This window comes from Streptomyces sp. NPDC126503 (assembly GCF_040302405.1).
GTDB classification, from domain to species: domain Bacteria; phylum Actinomycetota; class Actinomycetes; order Streptomycetales; family Streptomycetaceae; genus Streptomyces; species Streptomyces gulbargensis.
In genome coordinates, this window is sequence record NZ_JBEORS010000010.1 from 103,614 (window position 1) to 127,393 (window position 23,780).

General features: G+C 74.0%; 21 protein-coding genes and 1 pseudogene. 6 read left to right on the plus strand and 16 right to left on the minus strand.

Annotation, left to right across the window (positions count from 1 at the left end; all coding sequences use genetic code 11):
- Positions 1-92: 92 nt before the first annotated feature.
- Complete coding sequence (locus ABTY40_RS15950; RefSeq protein ID WP_352060033.1) at positions 93-1,496, minus strand: CLIPPER-2 domain-containing protein; 1,404 nt, start codon at positions 1,494-1,496, stop codon at positions 93-95.
- Between the two features lie 542 nt (positions 1,497-2,038).
- Between ABTY40_RS15950 and ABTY40_RS15955 the strand changes: the two genes are divergently transcribed.
- Entirely contained in the window at positions 2,039-2,722 is a 684-nt protein-coding gene (locus tag ABTY40_RS15955; RefSeq protein WP_352060034.1) for an esterase/lipase family protein, read from the plus strand.
- A gap of 744 nt (positions 2,723-3,466) precedes the next feature.
- A pseudogene (locus ABTY40_RS15960) lies at positions 3,467-4,126 on the plus strand (response regulator transcription factor); the annotation flags it as partial.
- Between the two features lie 112 nt (positions 4,127-4,238).
- Here ABTY40_RS15960 and ABTY40_RS15965 read toward each other — a convergent pair.
- The 6 genes from ABTY40_RS15965 to ABTY40_RS15990 all read right to left on the minus strand — a co-directional run bounded on the left by ABTY40_RS15965 (position 4,239) and on the right by ABTY40_RS15990 (position 10,293).
- A complete protein-coding gene (locus tag ABTY40_RS15965; RefSeq protein ID WP_352060035.1) occupies positions 4,239-5,438 on the minus strand; it encodes a sensor histidine kinase in 1,200 nt (399 codons plus the stop codon).
- 196 nt (positions 5,439-5,634) lie between these two features.
- Positions 5,635-7,002, minus strand: coding sequence for an FtsX-like permease family protein (locus ABTY40_RS15970; RefSeq protein ID WP_352060036.1), 1,368 nt, complete (start codon positions 7,000-7,002; stop codon positions 5,635-5,637).
- Positions 7,003-7,007: 5 nt separating this feature from the next.
- Positions 7,008-7,760 (minus strand): ABC transporter ATP-binding protein, encoded by a 753-nt coding sequence (locus ABTY40_RS15975; RefSeq protein ID WP_352060037.1) that lies wholly within the window; start codon positions 7,758-7,760, stop codon positions 7,008-7,010.
- Between the two features lie 313 nt (positions 7,761-8,073).
- Positions 8,074-8,358, minus strand: a complete 285-nt coding sequence (locus tag ABTY40_RS15980; protein WP_345278032.1) for a hypothetical protein — start codon at positions 8,356-8,358, stop codon at positions 8,074-8,076.
- 227 nt (positions 8,359-8,585) lie between these two features.
- Positions 8,586-9,326, minus strand: a complete 741-nt coding sequence (locus ABTY40_RS15985; protein WP_352060038.1) for a DUF4232 domain-containing protein — start codon at positions 9,324-9,326, stop codon at positions 8,586-8,588.
- 514 nt (positions 9,327-9,840) lie between these two features.
- Positions 9,841-10,293: an excalibur calcium-binding protein gene (locus ABTY40_RS15990; protein ID WP_352060039.1), complete on the minus strand. Its 453-nt coding sequence runs from the start codon at positions 10,291-10,293 to the stop codon at positions 9,841-9,843.
- Positions 10,294-10,462: 169 nt separating this feature from the next.
- Between ABTY40_RS15990 and ABTY40_RS15995 the strand changes: the two genes are divergently transcribed.
- Positions 10,463-10,984: a hypothetical protein gene (locus ABTY40_RS15995; RefSeq protein ID WP_352060040.1), complete on the plus strand. Its 522-nt coding sequence runs from the start codon at positions 10,463-10,465 to the stop codon at positions 10,982-10,984.
- A gap of 80 nt (positions 10,985-11,064) precedes the next feature.
- Here the strand turns inward: ABTY40_RS15995 and ABTY40_RS16000 are convergent, their stop codons facing one another.
- From ABTY40_RS16000 to ABTY40_RS16010, 3 genes are all read right to left on the minus strand, one after another.
- On the minus strand, positions 11,065-11,604 hold the full coding sequence (locus ABTY40_RS16000; RefSeq protein WP_352060041.1) for a 2'-5' RNA ligase family protein: 540 nt from the start codon (positions 11,602-11,604) through the stop codon (positions 11,065-11,067).
- 91 nt (positions 11,605-11,695) lie between these two features.
- Positions 11,696-11,974: a hypothetical protein gene (locus ABTY40_RS16005; RefSeq protein ID WP_352060042.1), complete on the minus strand. Its 279-nt coding sequence runs from the start codon at positions 11,972-11,974 to the stop codon at positions 11,696-11,698.
- On the minus strand, positions 11,971-12,381 hold the full coding sequence (locus tag ABTY40_RS16010; protein WP_352060043.1) for a DUF1622 domain-containing protein: 411 nt from the start codon (positions 12,379-12,381) through the stop codon (positions 11,971-11,973). Before ABTY40_RS16010 ends, ABTY40_RS16005 begins: the two co-directional genes overlap by 4 nt.
- Before the next feature lie 386 nt (positions 12,382-12,767).
- On the opposite strand from ABTY40_RS16010, the gene ABTY40_RS16015 reads away from it, so the two are divergent.
- Entirely contained in the window at positions 12,768-13,808 is a 1,041-nt protein-coding gene (locus tag ABTY40_RS16015; protein WP_352060044.1) for a LacI family DNA-binding transcriptional regulator, read from the plus strand.
- Here ABTY40_RS16015 and ABTY40_RS16020 read toward each other — a convergent pair.
- Genes ABTY40_RS16020 through ABTY40_RS16030 form a run of 3 tightly spaced genes read right to left on the minus strand, consistent with a single transcriptional unit; the run spans position 13,792 to position 17,377 of the window.
- Positions 13,792-14,502 carry a sulfite exporter TauE/SafE family protein gene (locus ABTY40_RS16020; protein ID WP_352060045.1) on the minus strand — a complete coding sequence of 237 codons (711 nt, stop codon included), beginning with the start codon at positions 14,500-14,502 and terminating at the stop codon, positions 13,792-13,794. The genes ABTY40_RS16015 and ABTY40_RS16020 overlap by 17 nt on opposite strands.
- Positions 14,499-15,953, minus strand: coding sequence for an amidohydrolase family protein (locus tag ABTY40_RS16025; RefSeq protein ID WP_352060046.1), 1,455 nt, complete (start codon positions 15,951-15,953; stop codon positions 14,499-14,501). Before ABTY40_RS16025 ends, ABTY40_RS16020 begins: the two co-directional genes overlap by 4 nt.
- Positions 15,950-17,377 carry a uracil-xanthine permease family protein gene (locus ABTY40_RS16030; protein WP_352060047.1) on the minus strand — a complete coding sequence of 476 codons (1,428 nt, stop codon included), beginning with the start codon at positions 17,375-17,377 and terminating at the stop codon, positions 15,950-15,952. Before ABTY40_RS16030 ends, ABTY40_RS16025 begins: the two co-directional genes overlap by 4 nt.
- A 611-nt stretch (positions 17,378-17,988) precedes the next feature.
- On the opposite strand from ABTY40_RS16030, the gene ABTY40_RS16035 reads away from it, so the two are divergent.
- Complete coding sequence (locus ABTY40_RS16035; protein WP_352060048.1) at positions 17,989-19,446, plus strand: serine/threonine-protein kinase; 1,458 nt, start codon at positions 17,989-17,991, stop codon at positions 19,444-19,446.
- Between the two features lie 70 nt (positions 19,447-19,516).
- Here ABTY40_RS16035 and ABTY40_RS16040 read toward each other — a convergent pair whose 3' ends face one another.
- The 3 genes from ABTY40_RS16040 to ABTY40_RS16050 all read right to left on the minus strand — a co-directional run bounded on the left by ABTY40_RS16040 (position 19,517) and on the right by ABTY40_RS16050 (position 22,420).
- A complete protein-coding gene (locus tag ABTY40_RS16040; RefSeq protein WP_352060049.1) occupies positions 19,517-20,215 on the minus strand; it encodes an ankyrin repeat domain-containing protein in 699 nt (232 codons plus the stop codon).
- A gap of 101 nt (positions 20,216-20,316) precedes the next feature.
- Positions 20,317-22,194 (minus strand): RecQ family ATP-dependent DNA helicase, encoded by a 1,878-nt coding sequence (locus ABTY40_RS16045; RefSeq protein ID WP_352060050.1) that lies wholly within the window; start codon positions 22,192-22,194, stop codon positions 20,317-20,319.
- Positions 22,178-22,420 (minus strand): DUF3072 domain-containing protein, encoded by a 243-nt coding sequence (locus ABTY40_RS16050; RefSeq protein WP_352060051.1) that lies wholly within the window; start codon positions 22,418-22,420, stop codon positions 22,178-22,180. Before ABTY40_RS16050 ends, ABTY40_RS16045 begins: the two co-directional genes overlap by 17 nt.
- A 471-nt stretch (positions 22,421-22,891) precedes the next feature.
- On the opposite strand from ABTY40_RS16050, the gene ABTY40_RS16055 reads away from it, so the two are divergent.
- Entirely contained in the window at positions 22,892-23,746 is an 855-nt protein-coding gene (locus ABTY40_RS16055) for an alpha/beta fold hydrolase (RefSeq protein WP_352060052.1), read from the plus strand.
- The last annotated feature ends 34 nt before the right edge of the window (positions 23,747-23,780 follow it).

Here is a 23,780-nt window from a genome sequence, read left to right on the forward strand (position 1 = left end):
CCCCCGGTGGCGTCGGGGAGCCGGGAGCGGTGGCCCGGGCGGCGGGGACGGTCATGCCGGTCCGGGCCGCCCGCGCGCGTCACGGTTCCGGCTCACTCCTCGGAGCCGCAGGGACCGCAGCAGGAGGGCGCCGGCCGGACGCAGACGGTGACGCTGTCGGTGTTGTCGTGCGGGTCGGGATCGGTGTCGTCGCCGGTGACGGTGGCGGTGTTGGTGAAGGATCCGGCCCGGGTGGCCTTGGCCCGCAGCACGAGGGTCGCGGAACCGCCCTCGGCCAGCTCGTCCAGCGTCCACCGCCCGTCGGCCGGGTCGTACGTGCCGGGGGAGTCGGTGGCCGAGAGGAAGACGAGGCCCTCCGGGAGCCGGTCGGTGACCGTGACCCCGGTGGCCCCGTTCGGGCCGTCGTTGCGCACGGTGACGCGGTACGTGACGGTCTGTCCGACGGTCACGGTGGTGGCGTCGGCCGCCTTCGTCACCGTCAGGTCGGCCGCCGGCCGGACCTCGGTGACCGCCTCGCCGGACGTCGCCGTCAGTGGCTCCGGCGTGTCGCCGAGCCGGTTCTCGTAGGTGGCGGTGGCGGTGTTGCGGAGCTGCTTGCCGCCGCTGGCGCGGTCGATGGTGACCCGGTACTCCACCGTCGTGCCACCGGGCAGGACGCCGGTGTTGGGCAGGCTGCCGGGCTGGGAGCCGGTCGCGCCGTCCCCGAGGTGGAAGACGACCTGGTCGGCCCCGGCGTCGTAGGACGCCTGGTCGTCCCCCTTCCGGTCGGTCTTGGGCCCGGCGTTCGGGCCGTCGACGATGCGCAGGGAGCCGGGAACGTAGGTGGTGCCCTCCGGGATGCGGTCGGTCAGCACCAGGGCCTCGGCCCCGCCCCCGCCCTCGTTCCTCGCCGTGATGCGGTACGTGACCACGTCCCCCACCTCCAGCGGGCCCGCGGGAATGGCCGTCTTGGTGAGTTCGACGTGGGGCGCGGTGCCGAAGAAGACGCCGTCCAGGAAGTTGCCGACGCTGCGGTTGCCGCCGGCCGCGGAGACGGAACGGAAGGCGAACCGGGTGACCGTCTGGCCCTCCGGGACGGTGTAGGTGCCGGTGTAGTAACCCCAGGAGGTGTTGCCGTCGGTGAAGGTGCGCTGTTCGGCCGCGGAGCCCGGCACGCCGATGTCCAGCGCCATGGTGTCCTGCCCCTGACGGCCGCGGTGGTACAGCCGCCAGTACAGCTTGGTGCCGGGCGCGGTCGGCAGGTCCTGGTACAGCGTGGAGACCTCGTTGGCGTTGAGCTCGGCGAACTGTGCCCCCTCGGCCGAGGGGACGCCGTTGGTGCCGTTGCTCCACAGCTCGATCATGTGGTCGGAGGCGGTGGTGAGCCAGCCCGGGACCTTCTTGGCCGCCTGGGTCTGCGAGGCGTCCGGCAGGAACTCGACGCCGTTGACGGCGGGCTGCTCGAAGCTGCCGTTGACCAGGGCGACGCGGTGCGGAGCGGAGGGAGGGGTGCTCATGACGTACTCCTCGATTCGGCGGTGCGGTGACATGCCGTGCCCCGCCCGGGGCGGGCCGTGCGTGTCGGGGCGGGTGCGAACCCCGGAGAGGCGCTGGTCCCGGCCGGTGGCTTCCGGGCGGAACGGGGGCGGTCGCGGCGGCTTGGAGGGGCGTGCTGATGCCGGTGGTGGTGGAGCCGGTGCCGGTGCCGGTGGCGGTGTCGTGAGCGTGCGTGGAGGCCCGTACCGGCCGACGTTCCGGCGCGGATGCCGGCGTCTCACCCCCAGACTTCTCCGGGGCGCCGCAGGGAACGCGTCCCTGTCAGGGTCACGCCAATAGTCGGATCAGATTCCCCGCGTCCCCCGGCGCGAGCCGCCGTCCCCCGGCGCGCACGACGAGCGCGCGGACGCGTCGGGCGCCGGGCGTGAGCGCCCCCGCACGTGTCCGCCGGATCGCGCGTCCGGTGGGGCCGACACGTTTCTGCGGTGAAACACCGCGTCCGGCCGGGTGAGGCCGCGCGTCGGGACCCTTCGGTTCCGGGCCGGGACGCTACAAACCGACCGTGATCAGGAACCTCCCCCGGAGCATGCCCACGCTCCTCCTCGCCCTCGTCCCCCTCGTCCTCACCACCGCCCCCGCGGCCGGCCACGGGAACAAGGCCCTCGCCCCCGACCCCGTCGTCTTCGTCCACGGCTGGAACTCCGACGGCTCGACCTGGCGGACCATGGCCGGACGCTTCCGCTCGGACGGCTGGCCGGCCGGCCGCCTCGACCAGTGGACGTACGACGCCACGCAGTCCAACGCCACGACCGCCGCACGGCTCGCCGACGAGATCGACCGCGTCCTGGCCGCCACCGGCGCCGCGAAGGTCGACGTCGTCACCCACTCGATGGGCGGCCTCTCCTCCCGCCACTACCTCAAGAAGCTCGGCGGCGCCGCGAAGGTCGACGCCTGGGTCTCCCTGGCCGGACCCAACCACGGAACGGAGACCGCGCGCTGGTGCGGCGGCGCCCCCTGCGTCGAGATGCGACCGGGATCCGCCTTCCTCAACACCCTCAACGCCGGTGACGAGACCCCCGGTTCGCCCCGCTACGCCACCTGGCGCTCACCCTGCGACATGATCATCAGCCCCAAGGACAGCGTCGCCGTCACCGGCGCCGTCAACCACACCACCGCCTGCCTCGGCCACAGCGAACTGCTCAGCGACCAAGCGGTCTACGAAGAGGTCAGAAAGCACCTCCGTTAGGGGCCTGTCTTTCGGATCTCGCCGGGCTCGCGGCGTACGTGCGGTTCCACGCGGCCGCGCGGTCGACCCTCTCGCGACCGGAACGGCCGCCCGGCACCGGACGGGGCCGCCAGGGGGAGGGGACCCCGCGCTCCCACCGGTGTCCCGCGCCGCGCGTCCACCGGATTCCCGCTGATGGTGCGCGTCCGGCCCCTCCCCGGCGACGGGGAGGGGCCGGACGCCGGGTCATTCGCCGTCACGCGACCCAGATGTACAGGGCCCACTTGCTTCCGGACGGAGTGCAGTAGGCGGGCCCGGCGTACGACGACGCCGGCGCGTAGCACGTCGATTCCGAGTAGCGCCCGTCGTACTTCCAGTACCCCGGCACAGCCGCCTCGGCGCTCACCTGAAGGGGTACGGGGCGGCCTGCGCGGCGGCGGCGCCGCCCCACAGCGCGGTGGCGGACAGGGCCAGGCCGGCGAACCGAAGACGCGCGTTCATACGTGTTCTCCTTCATCGCCCGGGGGGGGGGCGAACCCTCTCGGTCGTGCTCCGGATCCGAAGGCTCGCGGGTTGCCGGGGGAACGATGCGCGCGAGCCGATGGCACAGGCAACGTCCGTCGCGCGTCCCGGACGGGACGCCGGCCGTCCGGCCTGGTCACTCCGCTGTCCGGGACGCGCCGGGGGATGGCCTGCCCGAGCCGCCGCGGCGGGCCGCACCGCCCCGGCCCCGGCGGCCGTCGGCCGACCCGCGACAATGACGTGATGATCACGAGGCACCTGCGGGTGGTACTGGCCGAGGACTCCGTCGTCCTGCGGGACGGCATGGTCGAGCTGCTCACCCTCCGCGGCTGTGAGGTGGTGGCGACCGCCGGTACGGCGCCCGAGCTGCTCGCCGCCGTCACCGAGCACCGGCCCGACGTGGCCGTGGTCGACATCCGGATGCCGCCCACGCACACGGACGAGGGCATTCGCGCGGCCGTCGAGATCCGCAGAAGGAGTCCCGGGGCCGGCATCCTGGTCTTCTCCCAGCACGTGGAGACCGTCTGGGCCTCCCGGCTGCTGGCGGACGGCGCCGCGGGCGTCGGATACCTCCTCAAGGAACGCGTCGCCCGTACCGCCGAGTTCGTCGACGCTCTGCACCGCGTCGCCGACGGGGGTACGGTGCTCGACCCGGAGGTGGTCACCCAGCTGATGGGCGGTGGCCGGCGGCGCGGGGTGGACGCGCTGACGGCCCGTGAGCGCGAGGTGCTGGAGCTGATGGCACAAGGCCACTCCAACCGTTCCATCGCGGCGCTTCTGGTGGTGTCGGAGCGGGCGGTGGAGAAGCACGTCGCCGCCGTCTTCACCAAGTTCGACCTGCCGCCGACGGACACCGACAACCGGCGGGTGAAGGCCGTCCTCCACTACCTCTCCGAGACCGGTACGGGCACCGGGGCCGGGGGCGCGTCGGGCCCCGGTCCCCGTACCGGTACGGGCACCCGGATCCGTGACCGTGGCGGGGCGGACGCCCACGACCGGTCCGGCGGCTGACGCCTCACCGCAGGCGTGTCGGCAGCTCGGCGGTGACCGTGGTGGGCCCGCCCGGCGGGCTGTCGACCCGCAGGACGCCGTCCACCGCCGCGAGCCGCTCGGCCAGCCCCGTCAGGCCCGTGCCGGTGCCGAGCGCCGCGCCACCGCGGCCGTCGTCCCGCACGCGCAGCCGGACGCGGCCGTCGGCCGAACTCGCCGTGAGCGCGGCCGCACGGGCACCACTGTGCTTGGCCACGTTGGTGAGCAGCTCGGCGGCGCAGAAGTACACCGCCTGCTCGACCGCCGGGTGCGGGCGCTCCCGCAGGTCCAGGCGGAGGGTGACCGGCACCGGCGAGGTGGCGGTGAGGCCCGGCAGGGCCTGGTCGAGGCCGCCGTCCAGGGCCACGGGATGAATGCCCCGGGTCAGCCTCCGCAGCTCGGTGATCGTGTCGTCGGTCTGGCCACGGGCACGCTCCACCAGGGCGCGCAGCCGGGAGGAGTCCGGACGGTCGGCGGCAGCGAGCGCGTCCTCGGCCAGCGAGAGGGTGATGGCCAGGCCGACCAGCCGGGCCTGCGTACCGTCGTGCAGGTCACGCTCCAGGCGGCGGAGCCGGTCGGTGCCGTCGGCCAGCAGGGTGGCGCGGGCGGCCTCCAGCTGCCGGACGCGCTGCTGCGCGCGGGCCGGGCCGAGCAGCAGCCGCGCGAGCCGCCGGTTCACCGCGCTCAGCGCCCGGACCGCCCCCGGCACCGCCACCAGAACCGCCATGCCCAGCCCCACGGAGACGGCGTCCAGCAGGCCGGCCGACCGCGATTCCGCCTCCAGCAGACGGCCCCAGAGGGGAAAGCCGAGCAACCAGACGCAGCCCAGGGGGAGTCCCACGGCTGCCGTGAACCCGAGCACCCCGAGCGGCAGGCGCAGGACCAGATACAGCAGCGCCCGCCAGGCGACCGGATCCGCCAGGACGACGCGGCCACGGGCGAGCACGCCCCCCGGGCGGGGCAGGCGGGCCGGCCGCTCGACGTCTTCGCCGAGCAGCCGGCCGACCAGCCACCGGTGCAGCGCGCCGAGACGACGTGCCCCCAGCAGAGCGGCGGCCACGAACGGCAGACCGACCACGGTCACCGAGAGCAGCGCCCCCGCGTACAGGACGGCCAGCGCGTAGACGCCGCCGAACACGGCGAGGGGCAGACCGGCGACGGCGAAGGCCCACTCCCCGCCCCGCACCGGCGAAAGTCCCCGCTCCGCCGTGGACGACCCCGGCGATCCCGCGCCACCCACCCGCGCGGACCGCGCCCGCCACGCCCGGAAGGCTCGTACGCGGACGGGGCCGCTCCCCGGCTCCTTGCCAGGGCCCCCGGACCCGTCGTCGCGGTTCCCGGCCCGCGCCCCCGGCCGGTCGCCACGGCCCCCCGTTCCGCCCTCAGCCACGGTCGCCGCTCACCAGCTCCGCCGCCGGGCCGCGCACCGCGCACAAGCCCGTGACGACGACGGCCGGTACGGTCAGTGCCGCCGCGCCCGCGACGACGTACCAGCAGGCGGCCACGGGCACGGAGGGCACCGGCGAGCCGGTCACGGCCGTGCTGAACGCCGCCGACGCGGCGCCCGCGACCAGCGCACCGAGCAGGACACCGACCGCCGTCGTCAGCACCGCCTCCGCCCCCAGCATGCGCAGCAGCTGCGGCCGGGTCGCGCCCACCAGCCGCAGCAGCGCGAACTCACGGCGCCGCTCGGCGGTCGCGGCCACCAGCGTGTTGAGGGTGGAGACGGCGGCGAAGGAGGCCAGGAGAGCCAACTCCGCCTGGCGCAACCACACATCCGTGGCGGAGGTGACGCCGCTTCCCGTCATGCCGGTGGCGTCCTCGGCGGTTCTCGTCATGATCATCATGGTGCCCGACAGCCCCACGAGCAGCGCGACCGGCACCACGGCCGACGACAGCCGCCGTGCGTAGCCGCGCAGTTGGGCGTCCGCCAGCCACCCCGTACCGGGCGCCAGGCGGCGTACGGGTGCCCCCATCACACCCACCAGGAGACGCACCACCAGCGGCCCGAGCAGGGCGACCGCGACCAGCAGCACCAGCGAGGCGAGCAGGGACGCCTGCCCCGCCTTGTCCGCCTCCTCGGCTGGGCGCGTGGCGGCCAGCCGCAACAGCAGGCCGCCACCCACCAGTACGGCGACGCCGAGGAGCAGACGGGGCACACCGGTCCGCCCGTGCTCGGTCGCGCTCGCGGTGAGGGCCGCCGCGGGGGCGATCCGTGACACCCGCCGGGCCGCGACGGCCGAAGCCGCCAGGCCGACGACGAGCGCGACGGCCGACGCGGCGAGCACCGGCACCGGTGTCGTCGGCACCCGCGCGCCGGGGGCCAGTCCCAGACGCTGCAACGCGGCGAGGAAGCGGTGAGCCGCCACCACGCCCACCGCCCCGCCGGGAACGGACACCAGCACGGTCGTCATGACGACCTGCGCACGGACCATCCGGCGCGTCTGGCGGGGTGTCGCCGCGATCGTACGCAGCAGGGCCAGTTCACGGTGCTGCTGGCGCAGAGCGAACCCCAGCGCGTTGACCACCACGAAGAACGCGACCAGGACGGCGATCTCCCCGAAGGCACCGGCGATCACCATCAGCCCCGGACCCGTCTCCGGCTGCCGGGCGGACGCCGGAGCGGTGACCTCGGCGGCGATCAGCGACCCGAACAGCGTCACGGTGGCGACCGCGAGGAACATCGCGACCGCCAGACCGGCGAACGCCGCCGGACGCCGGCGCATCTGTCCCCAGGCGACCCACAGCATCGCCCTCACCCGCCCAGCCGGCTCAGACGCTCGCCGACCCGCGCGGCGGTCGGCCGGTCGAGCTCGTCCACCACCAGGCCGTCGGCGAGCAGCAGCACCCGGTCCGCGTACCCGGCGGCCACCGGGTCGTGGGTCACCATCACACAGGTCCGCCCGTCCCGGTCCACACCTTCGCGCAGCAGAGCGAGGATCTCGTGACCGGTGGCGCGGTCGAGCGCGCCCGTCGGTTCGTCGGCGAACAGCACCTGGGGGCCGGAGACGAGCGCCCGGGCGATCGCCACCCGCTGCTGCTGGCCCCCGGACAACTGCCCGGGCCGGTCCCGCTCACGCCCGGCGAGGCCGACCCGGTCGATCGCCTCCAGAACCCGGCCCCGCTCGGGCCGTTCACCCGCCAGCCGGCCGGGGAGTTCGACGTTCTGCGCGACCGTCATCGCCGGCATCAGGTTGAACGCCTGGAAGACGAACCCGACCCGACGGCGCCGCAGCACCGCCAGCCGCCGTTCCGGCAGCCGGGACACCTCGGTGTCACCCCACCACACCGCACCCCGAGTCGGCCGGTCCATCCCCGCGAGGCAGTGCAGCAGGGTCGTCTTGCCGGAGCCGGACGGCCCCATCACCGCCGTGAACGTCCCCGGCGCCAGCGCCACCGACACCCCGCGCAGCGCCCGTACGGTCGCGGTCCCGCGCCCGTACGCACGGTGCAGACCTTCCGCCCGGGCGGCGCTCCCCGCCCCCATGTCCCTCGCTGTCTCAACCATGCCCCCATCCTCTGCACCCACCCCGCGCCGATCGATCGTGCCCGCCCCCGAACCGGGGGTTCGGAAAACCGAACCCGGAGCACGCGCGGTGAGCCACCTCCCGGCGGGCGGGCCCGCCGGTCCAGGCGGATCACCTGGACCGGACGGTTCAGGCGCACCCTGGTCACGAAGGCGGCCGCGCTCGGTGGTCCGCCCCGCTCGGAGGCCGGTCCTCCCCTACGGCGTACACACGCGCGGCTGAACAGCGGTTCGGCTCGGTCGCCCGGCCCCACTACCGGAGCGACGCATGCCGAAGCCGGCCGGCCCGCGTCCGCTAGGCGGCGACGGACAGCGTCTGCGGAGCGGCCTCCGCCGGCTCGGCGACGGTGAGGACCAGTCCGTGGGCCTCGCACAGGTGCCGCACCCGGGCCAGCACGCTCAGCGTCGCCGGCGTGTGCGCCGTGGAGGGTGGGGTCAGCAGAACGGACCGGATGTGCGGCCGGTACGTGAGGAGAAGGCGCTCGACCTGGGCCGCGGCCGCTGCGCGCGTGCTGATGTCCAGCTCGTGCGGAAGGGTCAGTCCCAGTACGGTTCCGAGCTGCTGATGGCTGATGATCATGGGCGTGGCGCCCTCCGTTCCGGCCCGGGGCCCGCTCCCGCGCAGACGCTTGTCGTGGCACCGCTCGCGGGGCGGCCGTTTCCTCGATGCAAACCAGCTTGTGCCCCGAAAAACACGAACCTCACCTGTTCGGCGGGCCCAAAAATTCCCGCCTCCCGACCGCCCCACGGTGACTTCCCTGACCGTGGGCCCGGAGGGCGGGGTCGGGTCAGCTCCTTGGGACCGGGTCAGCTCGACAACGGAACGGCGTCGGAGGCGGCGGTGTGCCAGTTGGTGACGACCGGCTTGTCGACGACGAACGAGCCGACCCTCAGGGACACCGGATTCGGGTCGCTGTCGGAGACCGAGACGATGAGGCTGTCCAGCTCCTTGCCGCCTTCGCCGGCGGTCGTCTTCGGGTTCACACCGGCGTAGGCGGCCACCCCGTCCCTCAGTGTGATCGCCCGACCCACGGCCTGCTCCGCGGGCTTGGCGGCCGTGCCGTCCGAACCGAACGCCACGACCGGCAGCGCGGCCTGCAGGACGCAGGTGATGCCGGCCTTGGCCTTGGCCTTGACCAGGAAGTATCCACCGGCCTGGGACTCCGTGCTCACGCTCCACGAGATGTCGTTGGTGCCGCAGACCTGCCCGTAGCCGCTCTTGTCGCCGCCGTCGCCGTCGCCGGTGTCGGTTTCGGTGCCGGTACGGGTGGACCGGGTTTCCGTACCGGGTGTCTTCGACGGGCGGCTCTCCGGCGCCGTGCCGCCGGCGGAGGCCGGGGCGCCGGGACCACTGCGCGCCCCGTTCGTCGCCGTACCCGCGTCGCCGCCGCCGGTCCCCGGGCCGGGGCGGCCGGACGAGGCCGGGGAAGACGCCGCGGAGGACGGCGCCGCGGCCGACGACCGGTCACCGCCCCCGCACGCTGTCGCCAGAAGCCCGGCGCCGAGTGCGGCGGTGACGGTGAGGGCGGTACGCAGACGACGGTTCATGACGGTCCCTTCCACGGCACGGATGCACGGCGTGCCCTGTACCGGGCCACCGCGTCGACGATCAGCAAGACGGCCGCTCCCGCCCGCCGGTTCGCGCCGTCTCACGGCCAGGACACCGCCGTCACGCGCCTGTGACACAGCTCCGGCGCACCGTGCTCCACGTCGTCGCGCGTCACCCCCGGCCGCGTCCGGCAGGTCTGTGTGCGGTGCACGCTGTGGTACCGCGCGGTGAGGGTCCACGAGAGGCTCTCCGGGCGCTCCCGGAGCGCGGCGAGCGTGGTCCCGACGGGGTCGGACACACAGGTGTGGCGGATCGCCTTGAGCCGGGGGCACGGTTCGGGCACGGTGATGCAGCCGCATCACGCAGGCCACGACGGCCTGCTCCGGCGCGTTCGGGTCGAAGAAGTCACTTCCTCGCGCCGGAGCAGGTGTCCTCCAGGAACGGTCAGCAGCGGCGACCCCGCGGCCCGCTCCCACCTCGGCGGAAGGGGTACGGCGGACCGGGCTCGGTGCTTCAGTCGGCCCGGCGGCGCAGCCGCCGACCGACGAGGAAGCAGCTCGCGGCTGCGGCACCGGTGGCCAGGGCGAAGCCGATTCCGGTGGCGAGATCACCAGGGCCGGAGGTCCCGCCGATTCCGCCCCGGGTGCCTCGGGTGGGCATCAAGGGGTTGGCCGGCTGCTGGGCGGGGGCACTCGGGCTGACCGACGGCACGTCGGTGGGGGAAGGGACCGCCGGTTGCACGCCACCGGTGCGGCTGGGCAGCACCTCGCAGGCGAGCCCGTCGTCGGGCCCCTGGTCCTCGTCGAGCCGGTGCGGATCGCTGGGGTCCCGGTTGAACTCCGCCTGGGCGTCCTCCTGGAAGCGGAAGTGACGGCAGTCGAGGTCCTGCGCGGAGGAGACGCCTGCCAAGGCGGGTACGGAGGCGACGGCGAGGGCTATGCCGGCGATGACACTGCGACCACTCATCGGAATACCTCCCATGGATTCCACGACGGGGCGCTACCACGCTAGGAGCGACCACCGGCCGGAGCGCGCGGCGCTAGCCCGAACGGGTTGCTGCGGCACTCACGCCCGAGGGCCTGGCCGAGGGGTCCGCCGAGGTGGGAAGCGGGCGCCTCTCCCTAAGCTGACGAGCGTGCGGAACAAGCTCAGCCATGAAGGCAGCGCCTTCATCAACTTTCGGGACTACACGTTCCTCGATGCGAAGTCACCCGCGTTCAGGTGGGTCGACGTCAAGCGTCTGCGGTTTCCGGCGGAGTCCGCCGGCGACGCGGAGCTGCTTGCCGCACTCATCGGACATGAGCAGTTCCGGGACGACTACGCGGGCGGCGGAGTGATGCCGGACGGACTTCGGCACGGCCCGTACTGGGTGGGAGCGGTCACCCCCGACGCGTATCGACCCGTCGGCCGGGAGAGGAGTGAGCGCATCCTGTGGCAGTGGGCGAACCAGTTCGAGGACGTGCCCGTCGACCTCGCGACGGATCTGCGGCGGGAGGCGTTCGACCCTCTGGCCGCGGCCGGGCGCGTCTACCACCTGAGGGAGCTCGGCGGTGAGGCGATCCACGACTGGGGCGGTGTGCACGGCGCATTCCACGAGTTCGTGCTCATCGACCGACCGGCAGGGCAGATCAGACTCCTCGTCGCCGCCGACGACTGAAGCGGTGGGGCCGGAGTGGCCGTGCCATGAAAACGTGAGGCGAGGCGCGACGGGCGCCGCAGCCTGACGCTCGGCCTGGTTCAATCCCCGAGGGGAAACGACGCCCGTTCTCGCCACTTCACGCCGTCATGAACCATGAGTTCGACAGAGGCGACGCGGGACACGAAGGGCAGCTTCCCGCTGAGGTCGGCCTCGATCATTTCCAGGACGGCGTTGGTCTGACCTTGAGCGACGGTCAGGTGCGGGATGATCTCGGCGAATCGGCCGCCGTACGGCGGGGCCTCGGGCCGGCGCTCGGCGATCGCCTCCGTGAGCCGGCGTAACGGGGCGTCGGGTTCCGGCACGAGATACAGCACGTCCGGAAGCCGCCCACAACTCGCGAACCTCAGGTCGAAGGCCTGGTGACCGGCCAGTACATCCGGCAGGGCGGATGGAACGAGGCCTTCTACGCGGCACGCGTCGAGGAAGGGAAACAGCACGGTGATGTGTGCGGGGACCCCTGCCCGAGCTGACGGGTCGAGCCGCTCGCGCCACCCGCGTACGGCCGCTTCCGCCTCCGGGATGCGGACGACGAGCCCCGTCTGCCCCGCCTGAAATCCACTGGTGCCGTCATCCGCCATGACACCGCATGGTGCCACTTCGCGGCGGAAAGCACGCTTCCTTTTCGCTCAAGAATGGGGCGCCGGGAGGCATGTCGCGCACCGGCTCCCGTCACTTCGCCGGACCCGCCCGGCCGGCACCGGTTACGGGACGGCCGGAGACGTGGAGGGAGGCGCCCAGGAGCTTGCGCAGGGCGATCACCGCCGCTGCCAGGGTGATGCTGTCCCAGGACGGTTCGCCGGCCAGGCGGAGCAGGCCCGCGGCGGTCAGGAAGTCCAGCAGTACGGCGAGCGCTCCTCGTGCGGTGTGCGTCAGGCGCCAGGCCGCTGCGGCGGCGAGGAGGCCGAGCGCGGTGGTCAGCACGGCCGCCGTCTGCAGCCAGGCGTTCACGTCGGGAGGTCCTTGGCGCCGGGAGAAGGCGCTGTCTCTCCTTGTTCGAGCTCGGCCCGTTCCTGGGCGATCTCCCGGCCGAGGAAGTAGTTCAGCGCGGTCCGGATCGCCGCGATGGCCGCCAGCTGGCCGATCTCGGCGAAGCTCGGGGCGACCGCCGTGCGCAGCACGTCCCCGGCGAGCTGGAACTCCAGGCCCAGGACGAGGAAGCGTCCCAGGCTCAGCCTGATCCGGTTGAATCCCGCCACCTTGCCGCGCCCGCGCACGCCGGCCGCGACGAACTGCGCGAACGCCCACACGGCACCGACGAAGATGATGAGCGCGCCCGCGGATTCGATCAGCCTGACCAGCAGGCCGATCACCTCGCGCAGGGTCGACTCGGGGAGGACTTCCACCGACAGGATCATGCGGGTGCTGGTACCCCCGGGCGCGGTCGGTGACGCGTTTTCGCCCCGCCCGTACCACGGGGGAGTGATCCCGCAGGCGGCGAGGCGGGCCACGCCGGCCGCCCCTTCGTCGGCGGAGGCAGCCGTGGCACGACCGCTGACGAGGGCGGACGAGGGGGACGAGGGACACGGGCTCAGCGGGCTCCCCGATCGCGGGCCGGCGGAAGGTGACGAAGACGGCCGGGCTCCGGCCAGGGCCCGGCCGCGGGCCGTGTGCCCTTTCCACCGGCCGTACGGCGGCGACCGCGACCGGCCGCGCAGCGCAGGTCACCGGAGGAAGGCGCGGCGCGCGGGCCGGTCGGCGAAGATGGGGGAGTCCGTCCTCAGCTTGCAAGGAGTGCCCGTCCATGCGAACCTCCGGTCCCGGCTCGCGGCCACCGACGATCGCCGATGTCGCGCGGGTCGCCGGGGTGTCGCGCACGACGGTCTCCCACGCCCTCAACGGGATCGGCAAGGTCGATCCACGGACGAGGGAGCGCATCAAGCAGACCGCGGCCGAGCTCGGTTACCGGCCCAATCTGCGGGCGCAGCGGCTGCGCCGGGGAGAGGCGAAGGCCATCGCGCTCACCTCCTCGATGCCGTTCGCCGTGGCCGGCGGGCCGTCAAGACTCGGGTTCTACATGGAGATCGCGGCCGCCGCCGCGGAGAGCGCCCTGCTGCACGACTACGCCCTGGTGCTCGTGCCGCCCGTGCAGTCGGGGTCCGCGCTGTACTCCGTCGACATCGACGGGGCCATCGTCGTCGAACCGGACGTGAACGACGCGGCGGCCGCGCAGCTGACGGAACGCGGTCTGCCCTACGTGTCGCTCGGCCGCCCGGTGTCGCCGGACGACACGTCCCCGTACATCGACCTGCGCGGCGGGCAGGTCGCCGAGCTGCTCCTCACGCACCTGCGGGAGCAGGGTGCCGAGCGGCCCGCGCTGTTGATCGGCTCGGGCGCACGGCACTCGTCGGTCGACGCGCTCGCGGCGTACGAGGCGGTCGCCGAGCGGTTCGGCTGGACGCCCGTCGTGGTGAGCGCGCCGGAGGCCGGCGGCGAGGAGGCCGGTTACGAACGCTGCGCCGCCCTCCTCGCCGAGCATCCCGACACCGACGCGGTCTGCGCACTGGTGGACGCCTTCGCGGTGGGCGCCGTACGGGCGGTCGTCGACAGCGGCCGGTCCGTACCGGGCGACGTCCTGGTCGTCACCCGGTACGACGGGCTGCGCGCGCGGACCTGCGTGCCACCGCTGACCGCCGTGGACCTGCACCTGGACCGAGCGGCGGCCGACGCGGTGGAGCTGCTGCTCGGCCGGCTGCGCGGCGAGAACGCCACCACGGTGGTGGCGGCGCCCGAGCCGCGCCTCGTGCCGCGCGCGTCGTCGCTGCGGGTCACGGCCCGAGCATGAGCACCAGCCCGGAGACCAGGGCGAAGACGAGGACGCACAACCGCATCCTGCGCGCGTCCAGCCGGTGGTGCACCAGCCGGCTCAGCCACGCGCCCCCGGCGATCACCGGCAGCAGTGCCACCGCCGGCCCCAGGTCGGCGGGATCGCCCCTGCCCGTCGCGAACAGCAGGGCGAGGGAGGCCACTTCCCCGACGAGGAAGCAGGCGGCGACGGTCGAGCGCAGTTCCGCGGGCGGACGGTGCTGGTAGACGAGCGCGAGCGGGGGACCGCCCACACCGGTGGCGGTCTCCGTCAGACCGGTCACCGCGCCCGCGCCGAGGTAGGCGAGCCGCCCCGGGGCGAAGGCGGGAGCGGCGAGGCTCACGACCGCCGCCAGTACGGTGGCGATGCCCACGAACAGGCCGATGCCGCGCTCAGGGATCAGCCAGAGCAGCGCGAGGCCGGCGGGTGTGGCGGCCAGTCGCGCCCCCGTGATCCAGCCCGCGCCGCGCAGGTCGATCGAGGTCCGCTCGCGCCAGGCGACGTACAGGTTGAGCGGGATCATGGCCGCCAGGACGAACACCGGGAGCAGGCCGGGGTCGAGGAGGCCGGCCACGGGGGCGACGATCAGGGCGAAGCCCAGTCCGCTGCTGCCCTGGACGAACGAGGCGACGGCCACCGTGACGGCGAGGACCACGAGTGTTTCCGTACTCACAGCGCGGCGCTCCGCTGCCGTGCCTCCGCCGAGGTGGGATGCGCGCGGGTGATGGGCGCCTTCTCGACGGTGGTACGGGCCAGTTCGGCCGCCCGCCGCACGAGTGCCGGGCCGTCCCAGCCGACGGGCAGGCCGTGCCACAGCCGCAGGCGTCCGGCGACGAACACGGCGGTGATCTGGTCGCGGTTGCCCCGCCGTACCAGCTCCCACGGCACGTCCCAGGAGAGGGCGAGCTCGGGGTGGGTGAGGTCCACGAGGAGGAAGTCGGCCGCCAGCCCTGCGGCGACGGTGCCGGTGCGGGCGCCGAGACCGACGGCGTCGGCCCCGCCGGCGGTGGCGTGTTCGAGCCAGGTCCAGCCGGCGCCGCACGAGGAGTCACCGGTGGCCAGCCCGTAGGCGATCCGCTGGGCGAATTCGGCGGCGTCCGCGAGCCGGAACCCGTCACCGCGGGTGCCGTCGGTGCCGAGGCCGAAGCGGATGCCCCGTTCGGCCATGGTGGTGGCGGGGGCGACGGCGTTGCCCTTCCAGGCGCTGGCCACGGGGTTGTAGCTGACGGCGGCTCCGGTGTCGGCGAGCAGGGTCAGCTCGCGGGGGGTGAGGAGGGTGGCGTGGGCGGCGAGCAGCTGCGGACCGAGGGCGCCGATCCGGTGCAGGTGTTCGAGGGGCCGCAGCCCGTGCCGGAGGAGGGAGCGTTCGACGCCCGCCAGGTGTTCGTTGAGGTGGATCTGCACGGTCGTTCCGGCTTCCGCGGCGAGCCGGGCGGTGCCCTGAAGGACCGTGGGGGTGGCGGCCTCGGGGATGGAGACCGCGAGCGAGGGGTGGATCAGCGGGTCGCCGTCGTACCGGGCCAGGTGCTTCTCGGCGCCTTCGAGGACGGCGGAGGCACGGGCGGCGCCTTCGGTGTCCCCGGTGTCCCCGGCATCCCGTGCGTCCCCGGCGGCGCCGGTGGCGTCGTCCTGGACGTCGTTGCAGACGAGTCCGAGGACGCAGCGGATCCCGGCGTCGCGCGCGGCCGACGCGACGACGTCGATGTCGACACGAGCACGGGTGCCGGCGTCGGTCACCGTGGTGAAACCGCCGCGCAGGGCCTCGAGTGCCGCCAGCTTGGCCGCGACGTAGGCCGCTTCCTCGTCCAGCGCGCCCTCCAGCGGAACCCACACCCTGCGGAAGATCTCCGACGGTTCCCCGAAGGCCAGCGCGGAGCCGAAGCTCTGGGTCAGATGGTGATGGGCGTCGACGAAGCCGGGCATCAGAAGATGGCCGGGCAGCGGTACGGCGTCGAGCTCCGGGTGGGTACGCGCCAGTTCCCCGGCGGGGCCGACGGCGCGGAAGGATCCGTCGGCGACGATGACCGCGTACCCGCCGACGGGTCCCTCGGGAAGGAGGACGGCGTCGGGGACGAGGAGGAGCGGGCCGGGGGAGTCCAGGAGGTCTCGGGTGAGCTGGTTCATCGGTCGCTCTCCGTGCGCGAGGTGGTCAGCCGGGCGGCGACGCGCGGCCTGACGTGGTGGAACAGGACGTTGAGTACGGCGGCGACGAACGCGCCGACGGCGACACCGCTCTCCAGGAGGATGCGGACGTTCGGCGGGAAACCCGCGTACACGCCGGGGATGAGGATCGGCAGCAGGCCCAGCGCCAGGGCGACGGCGCAGACGAACGTGCTGGTGTGCCGGTCGAGGTCGGAGCGGCCCAGCATCTGAACGCCGAGCACCGTGATCACGGCGAAGACGACCATGGCCGTGCCGCCGACCACGGCGGACGGGACGACGCTGATGGCGCGGGTCACCGGCGCGAGGAAGCCGATGACGACGAGGACCACGCCCGCGGCGGCCGTGACGAAGCGGCTGCGGACGCCGGTGACGCGCACGATGCCGATGTTCTCGCCGCTGGTGACCATGAGGGGCAGGCCGAAGAATCCGCCGAAGAGCGAGGTCAGCGCGTCACCGCGGACCGTCTTGGGGACGTCGGTGCGCGTGTCGATCTTCTTTCCGACGGCCTCGGCGTTGATGACCGTCTGGCCGGTGGCCTCCGCCATGGAGGCGAGGCTGTAGAGCATCAGCGGCAGTGCGGCGACCAGGCTGAACTGCGGTGAGCCGAAGGGCATCAGCTGCGGCAGGCTGACCAGACCGCCCTCGGCGGCGCCACCGGCGTCGAAGCGGCCGAGGAGCCCGGCGACCACCGTGCCGGCGACCAGGCCGAGCATGACGGCGAGCTGCCGCAGGATGCCGGTGAACAGCAGGTAGAAGACGACGGTGAACCCGATCGTCACCATGCCGAGCGCAAGGTTCGTGGGGTCCGCGAAGCCCGGCTCACCGGGCCGGCCGGTGACGAGGACCGCGCCGACCTTCACCAGGTTGACACCGACGATGACGATCATGGTGCCGATGACCAGGGCCGGGAAGAACCTGAGCAGCCGTGAGAAGACCGGAAGGACCACGAAGGAGAAGGCGGCCGTGAGGACGACCGCGCCGGTGGCGGTCGGCAGGCCGTGCTGCTCGGCGATGGCGATGAAGAGGATCAGCGGCGCGCCACCGGGGAGCATCACGAACGGCAACCGGGGGCCGAACTTCCACGGCCCCAGCGACTGGATCAGTGATCCGACGCCGGAGAGCACGAACGCCGCCGAGAGCAGATTGACGGTCAGGCCCGCGTCGAGGCGGAGGGTGGCGCTCATCAGGAAGATCGCCGAGATGGGCGTGGCCGCCATGACGAGGACGTGCTGAACGCCGAAGAGGATGATCCGTCCCAGGGGACGCGACTCGTCGACCGGGTGGACGGCGGGGTCCCGGGTGTCGTCGCGGGTGCCTGCGGGTGGGGCCGGTTCCGGCGTGGGGGGGTGTTCCGTACGGGGTGCGGGCGGTCGGTGACTGGACACGTACGAGCTCCGTTCAGGGCGTGAGGCATGCTCGGACATCAGCCGCGATCAGGCCCCGGACGGAGGGCCAAATCGATTTGGCCAAATCGATTTGGCCGTCAGTATGGGGAGGCCGCGAGAACGCCGTCAAGGGTTACGACGCGGGGCACGCGGCCGTGAAGGGTGGGGCTCTGTCGGCCGGACGTCCGTCCGCCGTGGACACGGTGGCCCGGGGCGCGGAACGCGTGGGACGGTGGTGCGGGCCGCGGCACGCACGGCGCGTCGCGGGCGGAGACCGCGCCGAAGCCGTGACCGGCGCCAAGGGGGCGGACGCCTTGTCCACGTCGCCGGCCGGGGCACGGCTCAGGGGCTCTCCTCTGCCGTCCGTACGATGCGTCGGCGACGAGCCACCGCACACGCGGTCCCGGCCCCCCGGCAGGACTTCCCTGAGGTCGCCTTCCCGAGCCGGTGAAGCCGCGCGGGGGCCCCGCCGCGCCACGGGGCGGCGCACCCGGAGCGCGCCGGCCCGCGCGGCCGTGGCGACCAGCCCAAGGGGGGGTGGCCGAGGGCCCGTTCGCAGCGGCCGGGGATCTCCTAGAGTGGGCCTGTTCATCGTCAAGGGGGGACGACACATGGTCGACCGTGCCGCGTTCGCGGCTCTGCAGCCGAACGATCCGGCCCGACTGGGGCCGTACCGGCTGATCGGCCGGCTCGGCAGCGGGGGAATGGGGACGGTCTTCGCGGCCGAGGACACGGCGTCGCACCTGGTCGCGGTCAAGGTGATCAACGCTCACCTGGCGGGTGACGAGCGGTTCACCCGCGAGTTCACGCGCGAGGTGACGGCCGCCCGCCGGGTCCGCCCCTTCTGCACGGCGCCGGTGCTCGACGCGCGCTTGGACGAGCATCCGCTGTACGTCGTCACCGAGTACGTCGAAGGCCCGACGCTGCAGGATCTGGTCGCCCGGACCGGGCCGTTGCGGGGTGGTGCGCTGGAGCAGCTCGCGGTCGGCATGGCCGCGGCACTCACCGCGATCCACGCCGCCCACGTCGTCCACCGGGACCTCAAGCCGTCGAACGTCCTGCTGTCCCCGATGGGACCGCGGGTGATCGACTTCGGGATCGCCCGCGCTCTGGACGGGCCGGACGCCTCCGTGCGGCCGACCCACCTCTCCGGCACACCCGGCTACATCGCCCCGGAGGTCCTGCGCGGCGGACCGGTGACGCCGGCCGCGGACCTCTTCGCCTGGGGGTGCGTGATGGCGTACGCGGCCTCCGGCACCCTGCCGTTCCCCGGTGAGGACATCCACACGGTCCACCAGCGGGTCCTGACCGAACCGCCTCGGCTCTCCGGTCTCACCGACACCCTGCGCCCGCTCGTGGAACAGGCCTTGGACAAGGATCCCGGCCGGCGCGGATCCGCCCCCGCTCTGCTGGCGATGCTAGTCGGTGACGACCGCGCCGACGCCGAGCGGGCCACCGAGCTGGTGGAGCGGTCCTGGCGGTCCCCGACCCTCCTGGCGACCGGGGCCGCACGGTCGGCGACGGACCGGGCGACGGCGCGGACCGGCAGCGCTCGCGCGAGCGGCCGGCGGCGTGCCGCGGTGGCGGCCGGGGCGGTGGGCGTGGGCGCGGCGGTGCTGGCCGGAGTGCTGCTGTGGCCCGAGGACGACCGGGGCGAGGATCCGGTCAAGGACACCGCGAAGGTGCGCAGCGGCCCGGTGACCTTGCAGAGCGCGCACTCCTTCGAACTCGACACGGTCCCGCCGACCGGGGCGCGGCGATGGATCGACACCCGTGACATCACCGACGACCTGCGGACCGAGAACACGGCCCCGGGAGCCACGCCTCATCTGCTCCCGGGCAGGCAGAGCGCTCTGGCCCGGTGGGACTCCGACCAGCCGCCCACCGAGCAGCAGTGCCTCGAAACGCTGGGACGGGCCCCCATGGAACAGTCTCCGAGTCTGAAACGCGGCGACCGGTTCTGCCTGCAGACCACCGACGGCCGCACGGCCCACGTCCGCATCGTCAGCCTGCCGCTCGGGGAAGGTGCCACCCGCCTCGAGGCCACCGTGTGGGAACTTCCCACCTAACCCGTCACGTCGGCCGGTGACCGGCGGCCCGGCGGGCACCGCTCACCGGCATGCGGCCCCACCGCAGGTGTCATACGGTGCCGGGGGCCGGCCGCGCCGGTCCCGACTCCCCAGGGGTGCGGCCGGGAGAGGTCCCGACCCGGCCGGACCGAGGGCCGTCGCGGCCCACGTCGGCACCCGCCGCCAGCAGGGTGCCGACGACGAGCGCGTACTTCTCCGCGGCCTTCGGGGACCGCTCGGCGCCCGCCCGGGCCTCGCTCAGCGCCTTCGGTGTCGGGGTCGCCCCGCGGGCGAGCAGGTCGCGCACCATGCCCACCTGCCCGAAGGCGGCGGCCCACTCCAGGGAGGTCCTGCCTTTCATCCTCGCGTCGATGTCCGCGCCCCGGCTCAGGAGCGCGTGCACGGTCTCCGGACGGCCCTCCTCCACGGCGGTCACCGCCAGTACCAGAGGGACGTGGCCGAGTCTGCCCTGCGCGCCGGTAGGGGCGCCGACATCGAGCAGAGCCTCCACCACGTCCGTGTGCCCGTACATCGCCGCCAGGCACAACGGTGTCGACTCGCCGTACTCGCCCGCTCGTTGCACCGGATCCGCTCCCGCCGCCAGAAGCGCGCGCACCGCATCGGCGTGCCCCGCCCGCACGGCGACGTCCAGCGCGGTACGCCCGCCCGTACCCACGGCGTCCACGCCGGCGTCGGCCCCCGGCGACTCCGCCACCGGCGCCGCGTCCCCGTCCCCTGCGGCCTGTGCCGGCCGTTCCGCCATCCCCATGGCCCCAGCATGCCGGGTCGGCCCCTTCAACACCCCGGGCCGGGGGCGCCCGGGGCCCGGCGCCATCCGCGCCCGAGCCCCGTTCCGTGGGACGGTTCGCGTCACCCGGGCGGCGGTTCGAGGACCGACAGCAGGTCGTGCTCGTCGACGGTCGGCAGCGACAGGGTGCGGTAGCCCATGGTGTCGAACAGGACGGTGATCCGGTCGCCCTCCTCGTTGAGGACCGTGCCGTCGCCCCACTCCTGGTGGCGGACCCGCGTCCCGGTGGGGAAGGGTGACGGCGCCCGGTCCCGCTCCGCCGCCTCTGCCTTGCCGGCTCCCGGCTCCTCCGCGACCGGTCCCGGCGCGGCGAAGTCCTCGCCGTGGTCCGCCCGTCCCGCTCCCTCGGAACCGTCGCTCCCACCCGCTCCGTCCGCCCCGTGCGCCCGGCACACGTCGCAGTTGCCGCACGCGCCCTCGTAGGGCTCGCCGAAGTAGCCCAGGAGGAAGCGGCGCCGGCATCCCGTGGTCTCGGCGTAGGCGCGTACCATCTCGACCCTCGTACGCTCCAGCCTGCGATGCGCCTGCGCGGCCTCGTCGGCCTGCTCCACCGCGTCGCCGGCGGACACGCCGGGCGCCGGGAGCAGGGCTCCCCGGGCATCGGTCCGCGCGGCTCCGGACTCCTCCAGCAGGTTGGCGGCGGCGGTGAGGCGGTTGCGGGACAGCCCCGTTCCGTCCCGCAGTTCCTCCAGATCCTGGGGCCCCTGCTGCTCGTGGAGCTGCCGGGCGACCTTGCCGAGTACGCCGCGGCCGGGGGTGCGGGCGGCGAAGAAGTTCTGCATGCCGGTGTCCTCGGGCCGGTAGTGCAGCACGGCGTCCGCCGGTTCGCCGTCCCGGCCCGCGCGCCCGATCTCCTGGTAGTACGCGTCCAGGGAGCCCGGTATGGAGGCGTGCAGGACGAAACGCACGTTCTCCTTGTCGATGCCCATGCCGAAGGCCGAGGTCGCGACGACGACATCGAGCTGCCCGTCGAGGAAGGCGTCGTGCACCCGCGACCGCTCGCCGCTGCGCAGGCCGGCGTGATAGGCGGCCGTCGTCAGGCCGAGGCCCGCCAGCTCTCCGGCGTACCACTCGGTGTCCTTGCGCGTGGCGGCGTAGACGATCCCGGGCTTCGGCTCGGCCGCCGCGCGTTCCACCACGGCGCGGCGCTTGTCGTCCTCGTCCTGGAAACGGACGACGTGCAGGGTGATGTTCGGCCGGTCGAACCCGGCGACGACCAGGGCGGGCTCCTTCATACCGAGCCGGTCGACGATCTCCTGCCGTACCGGGGGAGCGGCCGTGGCCGTCAGTGCCAGCAGCGGCGGGCGGCCCAGGCGCTCGGCGGCCTGGGCCAGGCGGAGGTAGTCGGGCCGGAAGTCGTGCCCCCAGCCGGAGACGCACTGCGCCTCGTCGACGACGAACAACGACGGCGCCACCGCCGCGAGCCGCTCCAGCACCTCGTCCTTGGCGAGCTGCTCGGGGGAGAGGAAGAGATACTCGGCCTCCCCGGCACGCACCGCCTCCCAGGCCGCGTCCGTCTGCCGCGCCGACTGGGCCGAATTCACGGCGACGGCGGACGGGGCCCGGTGCTCCAGCAGTCCGGCGATCTGATCCCGCTGAAGGGCGAGCAACGGGGAGACGACGACGGTGGGACCGTCGAGCAGCAGCGCGGGCACCTGATAGACAGCCGACTTCCCCGCGCCGGTCGGCATCACGACCAGCGTGTCGCGCCCGGCCATGACCTCCCGCATCGCCGCCAGCTGTTCCGGGCGCAGCTCCCGCCAGCCGAAGGCCTCCCTCGCCGCGTCACGGAGCCGCTCGTCGGTGCCGGTCGGCCCCCCGCTGTCGGTGCCGTTGTCGGTGCCCGTGCCCGTGCTGTCGTCGGTGTCGGCTGCCGTCCGGCCTTCCGCGCCGTGCCCGCGCCGCCGGTGCCGGGAGCCGTCCTCACGGGCCGGTGTCACGACCCGCTCCGCCCTCCGGCGTGTCGCCGTCCCCGGCCGTACGGGGGGAGGCTCCTTGCAGGCGGTCGATCATCCGTGACGCCTCCGCCTTCGTGAGTTCGGGCGGCACCTCCTCGCCCGCCTCACGGGCCAGCGTCCGCAGATAACTCAGCTGGGGACCGGTCGCGGGCTCGTCGCCCGTCACCCAGTCCTCGACATCCTTGCTCGGATCTTGTGCGTCGCTCATGATGGGCGGGCTACCCGGTTCGCGACGGAAAATTCATCCGCCCGGCCGGAGGGGGGAAGCACCGCCGTCCCGGACGCCGCATGAGGAGGCCGTACGACACGGGGGCAACCGTCGCCGCAGGTGGCGGCCCTCCTAGCCTGTGCGGCGGGGCTCCGCTCCGTCCGACGTGACGGTACGGACCACGGCGAGCGCTCGTGGGAGACGCGGCGTCGCCGTGGCAAAGCCACCCGCTCCGGGACCGGCCGAGCGCGGACCCCAGCAACCGAAAGCGCGACCCGCCGGCACCTCCTCGGACCGGGACCGGGGTCGGCGTGACGCCCGTCGGTGCTGAGGCGGCTCACGCCCGCACCCGCCGCCGGCTGAGGGCAACCGGCCCGCCTCCCGGTTCCGCAGCGTTGTTCCCGCGACCCTTCGTGCCGGAGAATCGCTCGCCGAGCGAGAAGATCTCCGGGCGAGACAAGGAGCCGGTCAATGCTGTCCCCATCGTTCCTGGCGGCGTACGACGCCGTCCTCGCCGGCTGGCCGGTGCCCGTGGACACCCGTGAAGTCGCCACCGCCTACGGCGTCACCCGGGTCAACAGCGTCGGCCCCCTCGACACCGCCCGCCCCCCTCTCGTGCTGCTGCCCGGCGGGGGAGCGACCTCCACCGTGTGGGGTGCGGCCGTCACCTCGGGACTGGCCGCGGGCCGGCGGGTGCACGCCGTCGACCTCGTCGGCGACCCCGGACTCAGCGTGCCCGACCCGGACCGGGCCCTGCGTACGACCGCAGACCTGGTGAACTGGCTGGACGCCCTCCTCGACGGGCTGGGAGCGACCGGGGGAGACGCGCGTGTCGACCTGCTCGGCCACTCCTACGGCGCCTGGATCGCCGCCCACTACGCCGCGCACGCCCCGCACCGCCTCGGCCGCCTGGTGCTCCTCGACCCCACCGCCGTCTTCACCGGCCTCCGCCCCGGCTACGTGGTACGCGCCCTGCCGATGCTGCTGCGGCCGACCCCCACCCGGATCCGCCGCTTCCTGGAGTGGGAGACGCGCGGAGCCCCGGGCGTCGATCCGGACTGGCTGCGACTCCAGGACGAGACCGCCCGTTTTCCCTCCCGGCGTCCCGTCACGGGACCGCGTCCCGATCCGGCCCGGCTGCGGAACCTCGACGTCCTCGTGCTGTTCGCCGGGCGTGCCCGCTGCCACGACCCGTACCGCGCGGCGGCCGCCGCCGCCCGTCTCCTCCCGGACGCGACGATCGAGGTCCTCGACGGGGACGGGGTCTCGCACCACGCGATGCCCTGGACGGCCGCCGGACCGATCGCCGCGCGGCTCTCCTCCTGACGCGTCCGGCCGTACGGGCGGCTCGGCCCACCCC